General features: G+C 72.8%; 16 protein-coding genes. 7 read left to right on the forward strand and 9 right to left on the reverse strand.

Annotated features, from left to right (window positions below):
• Window positions 1–4: 4 nt before the first annotated feature.
• From ACWCHM_RS20245 to ACWCHM_RS20260, 4 genes are all read left to right on the forward strand, one after another.
• Window positions 5–970: a glutathione S-transferase family protein gene (locus tag ACWCHM_RS20245; RefSeq protein ID WP_454219373.1), complete on the forward strand. Its 966-nt coding sequence runs from the start codon at window positions 5–7 to the stop codon at window positions 968–970.
• Entirely contained in the window at window positions 963–1673 is a 711-nt protein-coding gene (locus ACWCHM_RS20250; RefSeq protein WP_421489101.1) for a DUF998 domain-containing protein, read from the forward strand. The genes ACWCHM_RS20245 and ACWCHM_RS20250 overlap by 8 nt, the downstream gene beginning before the upstream one ends.
• 205 nt (window positions 1674–1878) lie before the next feature.
• Complete coding sequence (locus tag ACWCHM_RS20255; protein WP_281903175.1) at window positions 1879–3195, forward strand: dicarboxylate/amino acid:cation symporter; 1317 nt, start codon at window positions 1879–1881, stop codon at window positions 3193–3195.
• An 89-nt stretch (window positions 3196–3284) separates the two neighbouring features.
• Complete coding sequence (locus ACWCHM_RS20260; protein ID WP_421489102.1) at window positions 3285–4352, forward strand: NADH:flavin oxidoreductase/NADH oxidase; 1068 nt, start codon at window positions 3285–3287, stop codon at window positions 4350–4352.
• A gap of 113 nt (window positions 4353–4465) precedes the next feature.
• On the opposite strand, the gene ACWCHM_RS20265 is transcribed toward ACWCHM_RS20260, so the two are convergent.
• Together ACWCHM_RS20265 and ACWCHM_RS20270 are read right to left on the reverse strand one after the other, a co-directional pair.
• Entirely contained in the window at window positions 4466–8050 is a 3585-nt protein-coding gene (locus tag ACWCHM_RS20265; RefSeq protein WP_204956902.1) for an ATP-binding cassette domain-containing protein, read from the reverse strand.
• A 597-nt stretch (window positions 8051–8647) separates the two neighbouring features.
• Window positions 8648–9487, reverse strand: coding sequence for a GNAT family N-acetyltransferase (locus ACWCHM_RS20270; RefSeq protein WP_204956901.1), 840 nt, complete (start codon window positions 9485–9487; stop codon window positions 8648–8650).
• Window positions 9488–9616: 129 nt separating this feature from the next.
• On the opposite strand from ACWCHM_RS20270, the gene ACWCHM_RS20275 reads away from it, so the two are divergent.
• Window positions 9617–10195: a PadR family transcriptional regulator gene (locus ACWCHM_RS20275; RefSeq protein ID WP_454219376.1), complete on the forward strand. Its 579-nt coding sequence runs from the start codon at window positions 9617–9619 to the stop codon at window positions 10193–10195.
• A 224-nt stretch (window positions 10196–10419) separates the two neighbouring features.
• Here the strand turns inward: ACWCHM_RS20275 and ispG are convergent, their stop codons facing one another.
• From ispG to ACWCHM_RS20310, 7 genes are all read right to left on the reverse strand, one after another.
• Window positions 10420–11592 (reverse strand): flavodoxin-dependent (E)-4-hydroxy-3-methylbut-2-enyl-diphosphate synthase, encoded by a 1173-nt coding sequence (ispG, locus tag ACWCHM_RS20280; protein ID WP_204956899.1) that lies wholly within the window; start codon window positions 11590–11592, stop codon window positions 10420–10422.
• 9 nt (window positions 11593–11601) lie between these two features.
• Window positions 11602–12843, reverse strand: coding sequence for a M50 family metallopeptidase (locus ACWCHM_RS20285; protein ID WP_204956898.1), 1242 nt, complete (start codon window positions 12841–12843; stop codon window positions 11602–11604).
• Window positions 12843–14054 (reverse strand): 1-deoxy-D-xylulose-5-phosphate reductoisomerase, encoded by a 1212-nt coding sequence (gene dxr, locus ACWCHM_RS20290; protein WP_421489104.1) that lies wholly within the window; start codon window positions 14052–14054, stop codon window positions 12843–12845. The genes ACWCHM_RS20285 and dxr overlap by 1 nt, the downstream gene beginning before the upstream one ends.
• A gap of 43 nt (window positions 14055–14097) precedes the next feature.
• Window positions 14098–14736 carry a Uma2 family endonuclease gene (locus tag ACWCHM_RS20295; RefSeq protein ID WP_454219377.1) on the reverse strand — a complete coding sequence of 213 codons (639 nt, stop codon included), beginning with the start codon at window positions 14734–14736 and terminating at the stop codon, window positions 14098–14100.
• 275 nt (window positions 14737–15011) lie between these two features.
• Window positions 15012–15218 (reverse strand): DUF397 domain-containing protein, encoded by a 207-nt coding sequence (locus tag ACWCHM_RS20300; RefSeq protein WP_454219378.1) that lies wholly within the window; start codon window positions 15216–15218, stop codon window positions 15012–15014.
• Window positions 15219–15302: 84 nt separating this feature from the next.
• Entirely contained in the window at window positions 15303–15509 is a 207-nt protein-coding gene (locus ACWCHM_RS20305) for a DUF397 domain-containing protein (protein WP_421489107.1), read from the reverse strand.
• Window positions 15500–16306 (reverse strand): Scr1 family TA system antitoxin-like transcriptional regulator, encoded by an 807-nt coding sequence (locus ACWCHM_RS20310; protein WP_454219379.1) that lies wholly within the window; start codon window positions 16304–16306, stop codon window positions 15500–15502. The genes ACWCHM_RS20305 and ACWCHM_RS20310 overlap by 10 nt, the downstream gene beginning before the upstream one ends.
• Window positions 16307–16457: 151 nt before the next feature.
• On the opposite strand from ACWCHM_RS20310, the gene ACWCHM_RS20315 reads away from it, so the two are divergent.
• Window positions 16458–16718: a hypothetical protein gene (locus ACWCHM_RS20315; RefSeq protein ID WP_281899792.1), complete on the forward strand. Its 261-nt coding sequence runs from the start codon at window positions 16458–16460 to the stop codon at window positions 16716–16718.
• 41 nt (window positions 16719–16759) lie between these two features.
• Window positions 16760–17107, forward strand: coding sequence for a hypothetical protein (locus tag ACWCHM_RS20320; protein ID WP_454219381.1), 348 nt, complete (start codon window positions 16760–16762; stop codon window positions 17105–17107).
• The last annotated feature ends 24 nt before the right edge of the window (window positions 17108–17131 follow it).

Raw genomic sequence — 17131 nt, forward strand, 5'->3', positions numbered from 1 at the left:
CGGTATGACCCGGGCCCAGTTCAGCGCAGAGACCTCCGGCGGCGGGGCGTTCGTCCGCCAGCCCAACCGGTTCACCGGCCGGGTCACCCCGCACTCCACCTCACCCGAGGGCGGTGGGCCGGACGACCAGGGGCGCTGGCCGTTGGAGGCCGACCGGTACCGGCTGATCTGGTGCCGGGCCTGCCCCTGGGCACACCGGGCCATGATCGTGCGGGGCCTGCTCGGGCTGGACGGGGTGATCTCGCTGGGCACGGTCGACCCGATCCGCGACGAACGCGGGTGGCGGTTCACCCTCGACCCGGACGGCTTCGACCCGGCGCTGGGCATCGGTTTCCTCTCCGAGGCGTACCTGGCCACCGATCCGGACTACACCGGCCGGGTTACCGTGCCGGCGCTGGTGGACACGCTCACCGGCCGGGTGGTCACCAACGACTACCCGCAGCTCACCCTCGACTTCTCCACCGAGTGGCGACGCCTGCACGCCCCGGACGCGCCCGACCTCTACCCGGTCGCGCTACGCCCGGAACTGGACGCGCTGATGGCCGAGATCCACACCGACGTCAACAACGGCGTGTACCGGTGCGGCTTCGCCACCTCCCAGCAGGCGTACGACGAGGCGTACGCGGCGCTGTTCGCCCGGCTGGACGGGTTGTCGCAGCGGTTGGCCGGGCAGCGGTACCTGATGGGTGACGCGATCACCGAGGCGGACGTGCGGCTGTTCACCACCCTGGTCCGCTTCGACGTGGCCTACCACGGGCACTTCAAGTGCAACAGGCAGAAGCTGACCGAGCTGCCGGTGCTCTGGGCGTACGCCCGGGACCTGTTCCAGACCCCGGGCTTCGGCGAGACGGTGGACTTCGACCACATCAAGCGGCACTACTACGCCACCCACCGTGAGATCAATCCCACCGGCGTGGTGCCGGCGGGACCGGACACCTCCGGCTGGCTCACCTCGCACGGCCGTGCCTGACGCCGCCCGTGCCGTCGCCGGCCGGGTCGCCGCCGGCTTCGTGCTGCTCGGCGCGGTCGCGGTAACCGTCGCCGTCGGGGCCGGTCCGGGTGGCCCGTGGCGCGGGTACGTCAGCGAGGCCGGGGTCAGCGACAGCGCCTTTGCCTCGACGTACCGGATGGGGGTGTTCGCCCTGGCGGCGGCGCTGCTGTCGCTGGCCGCGGCGCTGCCGGTGACGCTGCGGCTCGCGGCCGGCCTGCTGCTGACCGGCGCGGCCGGCACCGTGCTCTCCGGTGCGGTGACGTGCAGCGCCGGTTGCCCGCTGCCGCCGTTCGAGGCGGCGACCCCGGCCGACCTGGTGCACGCCGGGGCGAGCATCGTGGCGGCCGGGGTGACCGTGCTCGCGATGCTGGTGGTCGGGTTCCTCCGGCCGGCGACGCCGGGGCTGCGCCGGGTGGCCCGGGTCGCCGGGGTGGTGGCGTTGCCGGTGGCCGGGGCGGTCGCGCTGGGCCTGCTGACCGTGGGCCGGGGCGACCTGGTGGCCGGGCTGGAACGGGTGTTGCTGGTGCTCTGCGCCGGCTGGGGCCTGTGCACCGCGCTGCTGCTGTCCCGGCACCGGCCGACCGCTGACGGACCGGCCGACCGGGCCGGGCCCGTCGTGCCCGGTGCCCGTGAGCACGTCGAACGTGACGAACGGGTCACCGGGTCGACAACGTCCGTGTAAGGAGCCTCACCCGGATCGGTCCTTCCAGCTCGCGCCCGGCCGGGAGTAGCGTCGACAGGCGATGACCAATGTCTGGCACCTCACCGTGCGCCTGTACGTCGACCTCCGACGGCAGGCCAGTGGGGTCTGTCCGGCGCAGCCACGCTCCTGACGCTGCCGCCGACCGACCCCTACCGACATTGGACCCGCCCTGATGGCTTCCACCCTGCGCAAGTTCCCCTTCTCCGCCCAGATCCTGCTCGGCCTCGTGCTCGGCGCGGCGCTGGGCTTCCTCGCCCGCGCCAACGACCTGAGCTGGCTGGCCAGCACCCTCGACACCGTCGGCGGGCTCTTCGTCCAGCTGCTCAAGCTGGCCGTCCCGCCGCTGGTCTTCACCGCGATCGTGGTCAGCGTGGTCAGCCTGCGCGGGGTGGCCAACGCCGCCCGGCTGGCGCTCAAGACGCTGCTCTGGTTCGGCGTCACCGCGCTGATCGCGGTGAGCCTCGGCATCGGCATCGGCCTGCTCACCGACCCGGGCCGGGGGGTGAGCCTGGACGTCGGCGGCGCGACCGCGCCGAAGACCACCGGCTCGTGGACCGACTTCCTCACCGGCATCGTGCCGACCAACCCGGTCGGCGCGTTCGTCGAGGGCAACGTGCTCCAGATCGTCTTCCTCGCCCTGGTCGTCGGTGCCGCCGCGCTGCTGGTCGGCGCGGCCGCCGAGCCGTTCGTCGAGGTCAACCGCGCGGTGCTGGCCATCGTGCAGAAGGCGCTGTGGTGGGTGATCCGGCTCGCCCCGATCGGCACCCTCGGCCTGATCGGACACGCCGTCGCCGCGTACGGCTGGGACCTGCTGGCCCCGCTGGCGAAGTTCACCACCGCCGTCTACGTCGGCTGCGCCATCGTCCTGTTCGTGGTCTACCCGCTGCTGCTGGTCACCGCCGGGCGGCTCAACCCGCTGCGGTTCTTCGCCGGTGCCTGGCCGGCGATCGAACTGGCCTTCGTCTCCCGCTCCTCGGTGGGCACCATGCCGGTCACCCAGCGTTCCGTCGAGCGGCTCGGCGTCCCCCGCGAGTACGCCTCCTTCGCGGTGCCGTTCGGTGCCACCACCAAGATGGACGGCTGCGCCGCGATCTACCCGGCGCTCGCCGCGATCTTCGTGGCCCAGGTCTTCGGGGTGGACCTCGGCATCGGCGACTACCTGCTGATCGCCTTCGTCTCGGTGGTCGGTTCGGCCGCCACCGCCGGTCTGACCGGTGCCATCGTCATGCTGACCCTGACCCTGAGCACGTTGGGCCTGCCGCTGGCCGGCGCCGGCCTGCTGCTGGCGATCGACCCGATCCTGGACATGATCCGCACCGCCACCAACGTGGCCGGGCAGGCCGTCGTGCCGACCATCGTGGCCGCCCGCGAGGGCATCCTGGACCGCGACGCCTACGCCGCCGCCGGCCGGCGCGACCTGACCGACGCCGACCCGGCCGACGCCGACGGGACCGCCGGCCGGCCGGCCCGCCGCGACGACCTCGCGCCGACGCCCGCCTGAGCACGCCGGCCGCAGCCCCGGCCGGGCCCTCCCCCGGACACGCCGACCCGCCCCGCACCGCCACCCGCCCGTACCGGAGGATCACCCGCATGAGTGCCCTGTTCACCCCGCTCGCTCTGCGCGGCGTCACCCTGCCCAACCGGATCGCCCTCGCGCCGATGTGCCAGTACAGCGCCGGCCCGGACGGGCTGCCCACCGACTGGCACCTGGTGCACCTCGGGTCCCGGGCCGTCGGCGGTGCCGGCCTGGTCGTCACCGAGGCCACCGCGGTCGTTCCCGAGGGACGGATCAGCCCCCAGGACACGGGCATCTGGTCCGACGCGCACGTCGACGCGTGGCGGCCGGTCACCGCGTTCGTCGCCGGCCAGGGGGCGGTGCCCGCCGTGCAGCTCGCCCACGCCGGGTTCAAGGCCAGCACCTGGCGGCCGTGGGCGGCCGAGCGCGGCGGCGTGCCTGACGACGAGGGCGGCTGGACGCCCGTCGGCCCCGGCGTCGAACCGTTCCTGCCCGACTACCGGCGGCCGACCGCGCTGGACGAGGCCGGGATCGCCGGGGTGGTGTCGGCGTTCGCCACCGCCGCCGGCCGGGCCGTCGACGCCGGCTTCGCCGTCGTGGAGATCCACGCCGCGCACGGCTACCTGCTGCACGAGTTCCTGTCCCCGCTGACCAACCACCGCACCGACGGTTACGGCGGCGACCGGGCCGCCCGGATGCGGCTCACCCTGGAGGTCGCCCGCGCGGTCCGCGCCACCGTCGGCGAGCAGGTACCGGTGCTCACCCGGATCTCCGCCACCGACTGGGTCGAGGGCGGCTGGACGGCGGACGACAGCGTCGCCCTCGCCGCCGAGCTGGCCGCGACCGGCGTCGACCTGGTGGACGTCTCCTCCGGCGGGGCGTCGGCCCGGGCGACCATCCCGGTCGGTCCCGGCTACCAGGTGCCGCTGGCCGCCCAGATCCGGCGCGAGGCGGGCGTACCGACGGGTGCGGTCGGCCTCATCGTCGAGCCGGAACAGGCCGAGCAGATCGTCGTCGCCGGTGAGGCCGACCTGGTGCTGCTCGGTCGGGAACTGCTCCGGGACCCGTACTGGCCGCGCCGGGCCGCCGCGAAGCTCGGTGCCGGCCCCGACTGGCCCGACCCGTACGCCCGCGCTTTCTGACCATCCGCCGACCGGCAGGCGGCGACCGTCGAGGGGAGAGTTGTCGTCGCTGAAGCGAAGACAACTCTCCCCGATCCCGCCCGACCGGACGGGGGCGGGCGCGGGTGCCCGGGTCAGCCGGCCAGGTGACCCCAGTCGTCCTCCAGGTCCCGCCACCCGCCCTGGGCGGCGACCGTGCCGTCGACCAGCACCACCACGTGGTCGGCGCGGACCAGCGCCGCCCGTTTCGAGGTCGAGCCGACCACGGTCACCCCGTGCTCCCGCAACGCCGCCCACAGCGCCAGCTCGGTGGTGACGTCCAGCGCGGACGACACGTCGTCGGCGACCAACAGTTCGGTACGCGGGGCGAGCGCCCGGGCCAGCGCCAGCCGCTGCAACTGCCCGCCGGACAGCCGGGTGCCCTTGTGCCCGATCAGCAGCCCCAGCCCACCGCCGCCCGCCAGGTCGTGCTCCAGCTGGGCGGTGCCCACCGCCCCGGCCGCGTCCACGTCGTGACCGAGGGCGATGTTGTCGGCGACCGTGCCGGAGAGCACCCGGGGCAGCTGACCGACGTAGCCGACCTGCTGGGGGCGCAGGAACAGCTCCGGCTCGGTCACCGGCTCGCCGTTCCAGCGCAGCTCACCGACGTGGTGCACGATCCCGGCCAGCGCCCGCAGCAGCGACGACTTGCCGGAGCCGACCGGCCCCACCACCAGCACCAGCCGGCCCCGGTCCACGGTCAGGTCGACGTCCCGTACGGCGAGGGTGCCGTCGGAGTGCAGCGCCCCGAAGCCGGCCAGTTCCAGGCGGCGCAGCGGCCGGCGCGGCGGCGGCTGCGGCGTCGGGGCGGTACCGGCGGCGAGGTCCACCCCCGGCACCTCCGCCGAGTACGCCCCGATCCCGGCCATCGCCACCGTCCGGCGGGTCCACACCCGCGCCGACGGGTACTGCGAGACCAGGGACGCGGTGGTCCAGGCGAACCAGCGGGCCGCCCCGAGGGTGGAGACGGCGACCAGGGTGGCACCGGCGGAGAGTCCGCCGGTCAGGTAGAGCGCCCACGCCGCGATCGGCAGCAGACCGCTGGCCACCGAGGGGGTGGAACGCGCCCACACCTGCACGGCGATCTCCCGCCGCTGCCGGTCGCTGCGTACCAGGTCCAGCGCGGAGAGGTGGTCGAGCACCGGCCGGGTCGCCCCAGCGAGCTTGACCGTCCGGGCCGCCGACAGCGAGGAGACCAGCGCGGTGGCGAAGGCGGCGCGGGCCGCCACCGTGTCCCGGGCGGAACGCTCCAACCGGGGGCCGAACAGGGTCGCGGCGAGCCCGGACACGGCCATCGTGCCCACGAAGAACAACGCCGGCACGAGACTGCCCGTGATCAGCGTCATGGTCACCATCGTCACCAGGGCGATGAGCTGGTCCATCAGGTTGTCGGCGAGCTGCACGACCCGTTCGGTGTCCCCGCTCTGCGCCACCACCTCGGCCGGGGTGTGCCGGCTGGTGCGGCGCGGACCGGTCTGACCGTGCACCAGCCGCAGGCTCATCCGCAGCATCTGGCGTACCCACCACTGGGGGAACCGCAGGTTGGTCCAGTAGGGCAGCGGCAGCACGATCACCAGCGCAGCGGCGATGCCCAGCGCCGGCAGCCACGGGTCACCGCCGTCGACGACGTCCGCCCACAGCCAGGGCAGCACGCTGCCGTCCAGGCCGAGCACGGTGATCACCATGAACAGTGCGACCGACAGCATGCCGAAGCGTGGGTCGTTCAGGCCCAGACGCAGGATCTCCCGCATGGTCCGCGCGGGCGGCAGCGGTGGCAGCGGCGGCGGGTCCTGCTTCGGTACGGCCACCGCCGCCCGCCCGGCCGGCCCGGTCCCCCGCACGGCGGCGACCCGGCCCGGCCCGTCGGGATCCGCCCCGTCGAGACCCGCTCCGGTGTCGTCCGGCCGGGCCGGGGACGTCGCGTCGGCGTCCGGCCAGCCGGCAGGGCCGTCCAGCAGGTCCACGCCGCCCCGGCTGGCGGACCGGCCCGCACCGACCGGGGTGTACGCGGCGGCGTGGCTGGTGGCGAGCAACTCGGCGAAGCGGGCCGAGGAGCGCAGCGGGCCGGCCTCCAGGACCGCCCCGTCGGCCATCACCACCACCTCGTCGCAGCGCCGCACCGACGACAGCCGGTGCGCGATGATGATGCCGATCCGGTCGGTGAGCAGACGTTCGGTCGCCTCGCGTACCCGGGTCTCGGTGACCGGGTCCAGCCGCGCGGTGGCCTCGTCGAGGATCACCACGTGCGGGTCGCGCACCAGGATGCGGGCGAACGCCACCAGCTGTTCCTGGCCGGCGGAGAGCACGTGGCCGCCCTCGCCCAGCCGGGTCCGGATGCCGTCGGGCAGTTCCGCGACCCACTCCGTGAGCCCCAGCTCGGCCAGCGCCCGGGGCGCGTCGTCGAGCAGGTCCGGGTCGAACAGGGCCACGTTCTCGGCGAGGGTGCCGGCGAGGATCTCGGTACGCTGCGGCACCACCGCGATCCACCGGCGCAGTTCCTCGACGTCCAGGTCACACAGGTCGGTGTCGCCGAGCAGCACGGTCCCGCGCGGCACCTCGACCGCCCGGGTGAGCACCTTGGCCAGCGTCGACTTGCCCGAACCGGTCCGCCCCACCAACGCGTACGACCGGCCGCGGACGAAGCTGAGCCGGACGTCGCGCAGCGCGGGCGCGCGCTCGTCCTCGCCGGTGGCCGGGTAGCGGAAGGTGAGCCCGCGCAGGGTCAGGTCGCCGTCGGTGGGGGTGAGGCCGCCGGAGGGTTCCTGCCTGGAGTCGGAGAGCAGCAGCACCCGGGCCCAGGCACCGAGCGCGTACTGCAGGTGCGGCACCCAGCGGGCGAGGTGTTCGACGGTCGCGCCGAAGCTCAACGCGAGCAGCCAGATCGCCGTCAACCGGGCCCCGTCGACCCGGCCGGTGGTCAACGCCCAGGCCCCGGCGAGCACCACCCCGGCGATCCCGACCCGGATGGTGCCGGCGGCGAAGGCGGTGACCCGCGCCGACATCAGGAAGACCCGGCGGCAACGGGCCAGCACCTCGGCGGCCCGTCGGGCGTACAACCGCAGCACGTACGGCTGGGCCAGACTGGTACGGACGTCGTCCTGGCCGTGTACCGCCTCCTCCATCACGGCCGCCAGGTCCGACCAGGCCTCCTCCTCGGACATCCGGGCCGGGGCGATGGCGGCGGTGGGCCGGCGCAGTAGCGCGACGAGCAGCACCGTGAGCAGCAGCATCGCCACCCCGGCCGGCCACCAGACGAACAGCGCGCTGACCGTGGCGAGCAGACAGAGCACCAACCCCTGTACCAGCCGTACGCCGGTGTTCCGCAGCTCGGAGGCGACCTGGTAGACGTCGTTGTCGATCCGGTCGAGCAACTCGCCGACCGGGGTGCCCTCCAGGGTGGGCAGATCCTGCCCGAGGGCGACCCGGCAGAGCCGGCGACGCACGTCGGCGGACCAGTCGGCGGTGATGCCCGCCATCAACAGCGCGATCACCAACTCGCCGAAGACGGCGACGACCAGCGCGACGACCAGGGCGGCGAACCACCCGGCCGAGCGGTGCACCAGCACCGGGCCGGCGACCGCCGAGGCGGCGGCCTGACCGGCGGCACCGAGGACGACGAGGACGATCACGACCGTCACGCGGCGTGGCGCGGACGCCCAGAGATCACGGAGCAGGCGCATGGAAATTCCCTCCGGAACTCGGGGTGGCGGTACCCCCCAGCCTGACCCCCCGCCCCCCTCCCCTCAACGCATTTACCACCAACCCACCCACCCCCGACCCCCCACCCCACCCCACCCCACCCCGCCTCGCCCCGCTTCGCCCCACCCCGCCCCGCCCCGGTGATCAAGAGGTTTGCGTCAATGTTGATCTTCAAATTGCCCTAAACCTCTTGATCAACTGACCTAAACCTCTTGATCACCGGGACGGGGCGGGGGCCGAGAAGGCGAGAGGGTGACCAACAGAGTGGGGCCGCGGCCAACCGGAGGGGCGGAGAGGCCGGGACGAGGCGGGCGAAGAGGTCGGGGCGGGGCGAAGAGGTCGGGGCGGGGCGAAGAGGTCGGGGCGGGGCGAAGAGGCCGGGGCGGGGCGGAGAGGTCGGGGCGGGGCGGAGAGGTCGGGGCGGGGCGGAGAGGTCGGGGCGGGGAGCGGATGAGCGAGTGAACGGGTGAGGGGCGGGGTGGGGTGCCCGGGAAGGCCGGGTGGGTGGGCAAGCGTCCGGGAGATGGCAGGGACCGGAAAGCGACAGGGACCGGAGCGGCGACGAAAGCGGTGATGGGTCAGAAGAGGATGGTGGCGAGGGTGCCTACGCGGTGGAAGCCGCAGCGTTCGTAGACCCGGCGGGCGGGGCGGTTGAAGTCGTTGACGTAGAGGCTGACCGTGGGGGCCACCCGGAGCAGCGCGTCGCGGACGACGGCGGCCATCGCGGCGCTGGCGATCCCGCGTCCGCGCCAGGTGGGGGCCACCCAGACGCCCTGGACCTGGGCGGTACGGCGGGTCACCACCGCCAGTTCGGCCTTGAACACGACCTCGCCGTCGACCATGCGGGCGTACGCCCGGCCGGCGCGGACCAGGTCCTCGACCCGTCGGCGGTAGGCCCGGCCGCCGTCCTCGGCCAGCGGCGAGACGCCGACCTCCTCGGCGTACATGGCGACGGCGGCGGGGAAGAGCAGGTGCACCTCGTCGGGGCGGACCCGGCGCACCTCGGGGTCGACCGGGATGGCGGGCAGGGTGTCGACGGCCAGGAGCGGCTGGTTGGGGCGGACGTCGCGGGCCGGCCCCCACTGGTCGGCGAGCCGGTCCCAGAGGCCGAGCACCGCATCGGCGCGTCCGACGATGGAGGAGCAGAGCCGTTCCTCGCCGGAGAGCTGCTCGGCGAAGGCGGCGACGGCGGAGTCGGTGGCGAGGATCGGGGTGAGGTTGCCACCGAGCCAGCAGATCGACTCCAGGTTGCGGCGGGTGCCGTAGCCGAGGATGCGGCCCTCGGCCCGCCACCAGGCGAGACCGCGCGCGGCGACCCGCTCGGCGACCTGCGCGCCTGCGAACGGGTCGAGGTCGAGCAGCCGTTCGACGGCACGCCGCTCCGACTCTCCCAGTTGGCGTACCGGCACCGTCAGCACGGTTACCAGCCTGCCAGATCAGGGCGGTGCTTCGCCGGGTGACCGGCACAGCCACCAGAGGACTTGTCGACAACACATTGCCGATATATCGTTGATGCATCAGCGACAGCACGATGAAGGGACGACATGATGGGATTCCACCGTCGGATCCACGCACTGCAGGAGGCCCGGCAGCGCGGCTTCGGCTTCCCGCCCATGCCCCCCGGCCCGCACGGGCACGGCGGTTGGGGCGGCGGCCGGGGTGGGCGCGGGCGGGGCCGGGGACGCCGACCCAACGTCCGGGCCGCCGTGCTGGCCCTGCTCACCGAGCGGCCGATGCACGGCTACGAGATGATCCAGGAGATCGACTCCCGCACCGGCGGGGCCTGGCGGCCCAGCCCCGGGTCGATCTACCCGACTTTGCAACTGCTGGAGGACGAGGGCGTCATCGCAGCCAGCACCGACGCGGCCGGCGGCGGGCGCAAGCGGTTCGACCTGACCGATGCCGGTCGGGAGGAGGCCACCACGGCCGCGCAGACCCCGCCCTGGGCGGAGTTCGCCGAGGACACCGTCAACAGCTGGCACGACATCCGCGACGCGGGCGCGCAGGCCATGCACGCGCTGCGCCAGGTGATGATGACCGGCACCGACGACCAGCGGGAACGCGCTGCCCAGGTGCTCGACGAGACCCGCCGCAATCTGTACGCGATCCTCGCCGAATCGGAGTGACCGCCGGGCACCCGGCACCCCGGCGACCCGCGACGCCCTGGCCCGGCACGGCGAACCCCGCCGGTCGGGCCAGGACCACCACAACCGCCCGAGCCGGATCTCCTCGAAGGTGCGGGCCACCTTGAAAGTCGCGCCCACCGGTGCCGAAGCATCCCGGCGACGCTCAACCACGTACCCGAAAGGGCGGCCCTTCCGGTGGGAGGACCGCCCTTCTCGACGGTGGGTCAGTGCACGGTGACCGTAGGGCCGGGGACGAGGTCGCGCAGTTCCTCGGGGATCTCCGCACCCATCTCGTCGGCGATCCGCAGCGCCTCCTCGATGAGCGTCTCGACGATCTGCCCCTCGGGGACGGTCTTGACGACCTGACCCTTGACGAAGATCTGCCCCTTGCCGTTGCCGGAGGCGACCCCGAGGTCGGCCTCGCGGGCCTCGCCCGGCCCGTTCACCACGCAGCCCATCACGGCAACACGCAGCGGGACGGGCAGCCCCTCCAGGCCGGCGGTGACCTCCTCGGCGAGCTTGTAGACGTCCACCTGGGCCCGGCCGCAGGACGGGCAGGAGACGATCTCCAGCCCGCGCTCGCGCAACCCCAGCGACTCCAGGATCTGGTTGCCGACCTTGATCTCCTCGACCGGCGGGGCCGACAGCGACACCCGGATGGTGTCGCCGATCCCCTCGGCCAGCAGCGCCCCGAAGGCGACAGCCGACTTGATGGTGCCCTGGAACGCCGGGCCGGCCTCGGTCACCCCCAGGTGAAGCGGGTAGTCGCACTGCTCGGCGAGCTGCCGGTACGCCCGGATCATCACCACCGGGTCGTTGTGCTTGACCGAGATCTTGATGTCCCGGAAGCCGTGCTCCTCGAACAGCGAGCACTCCCACAGCGCCGACTCGACGAGCGCCTCGGCGGTGGCCTTGCCGTACTTGGCGAGCAGCCGCTTGTCCAGCGAGCCGGCGTTGACGCCGATCCGGATCGGCGTACCGGCGGCGGAGGCGGCTGCGGCGATCTCCTTGACCTTGTCGTCGAACTGGCGGATGTTGCCCGGGTTGACCCGGACGGCCGCGCAGCCGGCGTCGATCGCGGCGAAGACGTACTTCGGCTGGAAGTGGATGTCGGCGATCACCGGGATCTGCGACTTGCGGGCGATCGCCGGCAGTGCCTCCACGTCGTCCTGGCTGGGCACGGCGACCCGGACGATCTGGCAGCCGGACGCGGTCAGCTCGGCGATCTGCTGGAGGGTGGCGTTGACGTCGGAGGTGAGGGTGGTGGTCATCGACTGCACCGAGACCGGGGCACCCCCACCGACCGGCACCGAGCCGACCATGATCTGGCGGCTGGCCCGGCGCGGGGCGAGCGGCGGGGGCGGTACTGCGGGCATACCGAGACTGACAGCGGTCACTTCAGGCACTCACCTTGTGAAGAGCGTGATGGGGTTGACGATGTCCGCGGTGGCGGTGAGCAGCGTGAACGCGCCGCCGATGAGGATGACCGCGTACGTGATGGGCATCAGCTTGAGGTAGTCGACCCGGCCCGGGTCGCGCCGGCCGATCCGGGCGTAGAGCCAGGAGCGGGCCCGTTCGAACCAGGCGATGGCGATGTGGCCGCCGTCCAGGGGCAGCAGCGGCAGCAGGTTGAACACGCCGACGAAGAAGTTCAGCGAGATGAACAGCAGGACCAGCAGCTGCCAGACGCCGTTCTCCAGGGCTTCGCCGCCGAGCCGGCTCGCGCCGACGACGCTGATCGGGGTGTCCTTGTCGCGTTCGCCGCCGGTGACGGCCGTCCACAGGGCGGGGATCTTGTCGGGGATGCGCTTGATCGCCTCGTAGGTGCCGACGGCCAGGTCCTTGGTGTAGCCGGCGGTGGCGGGGATGGCCTCGACCGGGCCGTAGGTGACGTTCGCCGGGACGCCGGGCGGGAGCATCGGGCCGGCGACCCCGAGGGCGGAGACGGTGACCGGGGCGCCGTTCGGGTCGTCCAGCGGCCTGCGCTGCACGGCGGCGAGGTCGGCCCGGACCTCACCGGACACGCCGTCGCGCTCGTACCTGATGGTCGCGGGCTGGCCCGGCGGCAGGTCGCGGACGGTCTTGACCAGCGCGGTGTAGTCGGCGACCGCCACCCCGTTGATCGCGACGATCTTGTCGTCGTCGCGCAGCCCGGCCTGCTTGGCGGGGCTGACCGGGTCACCGGGGGCGCACTCGCGGACCGCGTCGGTGGGGACGACACACTCGACGACCTTGACGTGCGCCGGGAGCGGGTTGGGAAGGTTCTTGTTGGGCAGGCCCATGAACATGGCGGCCAGCCAGATCGCGACGACGGCCAGCGCGAAGTGGGTGACCGAGCCGGCGGACATCACGATCGTCCGCTTCCAGACCGGGTAACGCCACATCGCCCGCTTCTCGTCGCCCGGTTCGACGTCGTCGTCCTGCGGCGTCATGCCGACGATCTTGCAGAATCCGCCGAGCGGGATGGCCTTGAGGCCGTACTCCGTCTCACCCCGGCGGAACGACCAGATGGTCGGCCCGAAGCCGACGAAGTAGCGGGTGACCTTCATGCCGAACGCCTTGGCGGTCAACATGTGACCGGCCTCGTGCAGGCTCACCGAGATGAGGATCGCCAGGGCGATCACCACCACCCCGAGCAGATAGAGCATCAGGCTTCCTTCCCCGACCCCGAGATGATCTCCTGCGCGTGCGCGCGCGCCCACGATTCGGCGGCGAGCACGTCCTCGACGGTACCTGGTTCACCGAAATCGGGAGCCTCCTCCAACACCCGCCCGAGGGTGTCGACGATGCCGAGGAACGGTAGCCGGCCGGCGACGAACGCCGCCACGCACTCCTCGTTGGCCGCGTTGTAGACCGCCGGACGGCAGCGGCCCGCCATGCCGGCCGCCTTGGCCAGCGCCACCGCCGGGAACGCCTCGTCGTCGAGCGGGGCAAACTCCCAGGTGTGGGCGGTGGTCCAGTCGACGGCGGTGGCGGCGTCGGGCACCCGGTCGGGCCAGCCGAGGCCGAGCGCGATGGGCAGCCGCATGTCCGGCGGGCTCGCCTGGGCCAGCGTGGAGCCGTCGACGAACTCAACCATCGAGTGGATCACCGACTGCGGGTGCACCATCACGGTGATGTCGGCGTAGGGCACGTCGAACAGCTCATGCGCCTCGATCACCTCCAGCGCCTTGTTGACCATGGTGGCCGAGTTGATCGTGACGACCGGCCCCATGTTCCACGTCGGGTGGGCGAGCGCCTGCTCCGGGGTGACAGCGGCCAGCTCGTCGCGCCGCCGTCCCCGGAACGGTCCGCCGCTGGCCGTGACGACCAGCCGCCGCACCTCGCCGCGCGTCCCGCCGCGCAGGCACTGGGCCAGCGCCGAATGTTCCGAGTCGACCGGCACGATCTGCCCCGGCCGCGTCACCGCGGCCTTCACCAGCGGGCCGCCGGCCACCAACGACTCCTTGTTGGCCAACGCGAGGGTACGACCACAGCGCAGCGCGGCCAACGTCGGCGCGAGCCCGAGCGACCCGACGACCCCGTTGAGGACCACGTCGCAGGGCCACTGCGCCAGCTCCGTCATGGCGTCCGGGCCGGCGATGATCTTCGGAAGCTTGAAGTCCCCGGTGGCCCAGCCGCGCCGGCTCGCCTCGGCATAGAAGGCGAGTTGGAGATCCTGCGCGGCGGACGCCTTGGCCACCCCGACCGCGTCCACGCCCAGTTCGAGCGCCTGGGTGGCGAGCAGGTCGACGTTGCCGCCGCCGGCACCGAGCGCCACCACCCGGAACCGGTCCGGGTTGCGCCTGACGATGTCGATCGCCTGGGTGCCGATCGAACCTGTGGAGCCGAGCAGGACGAGATCCCGGGGAGTTGTCACCCGGCCATTCTGCCCCGTACGCGCTGTGCGCCGGCTGGGAGCCTCACCCCTCGACGTCACCCTCCCCGCCCGCCCCCTGCCCCAGCGGTTCCGCCTCCTCGACCGGTGCCTCCTCACCCAGCAGGTCGGCCGGATCGATACTGAACGCGAAGGGCTGCCGCATGACGAACGTCGTCCCGGCGGCAGCCGCCGCGACCGGTCGGTACTCCCCGTCGGCCAGCTCGTAGAGCGCCAGGGTGGGGACCCGGTTGCGCAGGTCGACCCGGAGGAAGAAGGGAACCCCGGCGGCGGCGTACTCCCGGGGGCGGTCGATCACGCCGGGACCTGCGACCTGGGACGGGCCGATCTCGCCGAGCAGCACCGCCGCCGCCACCGGCATGGCTCGTCGGCCTCTTCCCGGTTGGCGCAACACCGCGAGGTGCGGAACCAGGAGATCATCCTGTGCGGTCAGGTTCACCGACCAGCCCGCCCACCACCCGTGGGGTCGGCAGGCCCGGCTGATCAGATACATCAGCTCCCGCTGGGCGGTCCGCTGATCGTAGTCGCCATCGGGTGAGATGACGACACTGCCGCGAAGCACCTCCACCCGGGGGCCGTTGTGGGGCGGCACAAGGTCGAGCGCCCGCCGCGCGGTCCATGCCTCGTTACGCTCCCACAGCGCTTTGTCGTGCGTGGCCCTCATCGCCGCAACCTGCCCCCGGGAACGCACCTATACCCTGCCCACGAGGCCGGTCGACGCGAACTGCGGGCCGCATGGACCACCGTCACACAGCATCCGCCAGAGCGGTCGCACAGCAGGTGCGGCCGACACCGACGAAGACCGGTGTCACCGAATCCGTCGGAGACGGTGCACACGTACGTGATCCGGGTTCCGCTTCCCCAACGGTCAGACGGAGATGAATTCCCCGACTCGTCCACGGCGGCACCCCCTGCCCCGACACCGCAGATGTGCGTCGGCTACCGGCGACTCGCTAGGGTGCCCACCCTGGTCGCGGCTACGAAGCTCGACCAGGCAGCGGGCGCGAAGGTCAGCGTGGGGCCGCGTCGGTCCTTGCTGTCCCGCACCCCGACCACCAGCGGCAGATTCGTCGCCACCTCCACACAGGTGGAGCCACCGTTGTCGCTGCGGGTCGACTTGCGCCAGATCGCGCCGATCAGCTCCATGACTCCACAACTCCCGTACGAGATCCCGGGACACGGACGGCCCTCACACTGACACATCGACGTCATCGGGCCGCGACGAGTCGGTCACTGGCGGACGCCGAGGGTGCCCGCCCTGGTCGCGGCCACGAAGCCGGCCCAGGAGGCGGGCGGAAAGGTCAACGCGGGGCCACCACGGTCCTTGCTGTCCCGCACCCCGACCACCAGCGGCAGATTCGTCGCCACCTCCACACAGGTGGAGCCACCGTTTCCGCTTCGAGTGGACGTGCGCCAGACAGCGCCGGTCAAATCCATGACTTCGCCAACTCCTGTATGAAGTCTCGGGATGCTCGACGGGGCAGTGCTTCGCCGCGCACGGTCTCCCACTTGCGCTGAAGGGTATCAACGTCCTCGGGTCTGTCCGTGACCTGCGCGCGAAGCTGGTTGTCCAGGTGAGCCACGTCCAGCCCCTCTGGTGTCCTTGCCAGGATGAAGGGACCAGCCAGGCCGGCGTGGGCACCAGCCCCAGCCGGCACCACATGCACATGAACGTGCGGCATCCCGGTCACCTTCAACAGGTGCTCGAACTGCTCGACCATCAACGCGGGCTCACCAACGACCCGGCGTAGTGCAGCTTCGTCCACCAACGCGATGAACTGGGGAGCGCTGTCCCTGAGCAGAACCCCCTGCCGCTCCATCCGTGACGTCAGACTCTGCTCCACCTCCGGCGGACGAAGGAGGCCGCCCCACTCCAGGACCGCGCGGGCGTACGCCTCGGTTTGCAGGAGGCCGGGGATGAGGGAGGGCTCGAACCAGCGGATCAAGGTCGCCTCCCGCTCCACGCTGATCCACTCGCGTAGCCACGGGGGCGCGGAGTCGGCGCGGACCAGGGCGAGCAGCCGTTCGAAGAGGCCGCCGGCCGCCAGGGCGGCGTCCGCGCGGGTGATGAAGTCCTGCGAGGGCGTACGGTGGCCGATCTCGACCATGCCCACCAGTGACGACGAGTAGCTGATCCGTTGGGCCAGGTCCTCCTGACTCAGCCCGCGCTCCCTGCGCGCCCGGCGCAACTCCGCCCCGAGGAATTCCAGCGTCGACATCGGTCCGCCGGTCATCACACCTCCACCACACGTCTGCCATCCGCCGCCAGCGACGACCACTGCACCGGACCCGGTCGGCACAGTCGATGCTGAGACCCCGCGCCCCCTTCAGACAGTAGCCGCGTCCACAGCAGAGTGTGAACAGGCTCACGGAGGGAGCAGGCGGATGAGGAAGCGCGACAGGCCGGTACCGGTGACGCCACGGCATCGGCGGGACTGGTCCCGGTGGGGTCGGTACTGCGCCTGCGGGCTGCGCTGGCCGTGCCCGGACCGGCTGGTCGCCGTACCGCTGCGGGAACCGCCACCGCCCACGTTGCCCGCGCCCCGGCACCACCTGTGGAACGGTCCCACCGCTGTGTACTGGGTGGGCGCGGCGGGCCTGGTCACCCGGGGCCAGGCCCGCCGGGCGAACGGCCGCCACCGGTGACCCCACCGACGGACAGCTCACGGCAGGGGCGGCCGGCACCGGTGACCTCGCCGAAGGGTGACGCGCGGCGCAGGTGGCCGGCGGGCGGTCGGCCGGACGGCTTCGGTCGGCACGTCTTCGCGCGGCCCGCCTGGCGGTGCCGGGCCTGTGCCGCCCCGTGGCCCTGCCAGCCGGCCAAGCTGGGCCTGCGGCGGGAGTACGCCCACGACCGGCCGGCGCTGGCCATCTACCTCTGCCTGCTGATGCACGACGCGATCAGCGATGCGCTGCGGGTCGGCACCGGCCCGGTCGACCCGGCCGCCTACTTCACCCGGTTCCTCGCCTGGACCCGCCACGACCGGCCACCACCCGGCACGCCATCCGAGTCGTCGCCCGTCGACCTGGGTTGATCGACACAAGAGGGCCGAGGTGGG

The organism is Micromonospora sp. SCSIO 07396, assembly GCF_053667945.1.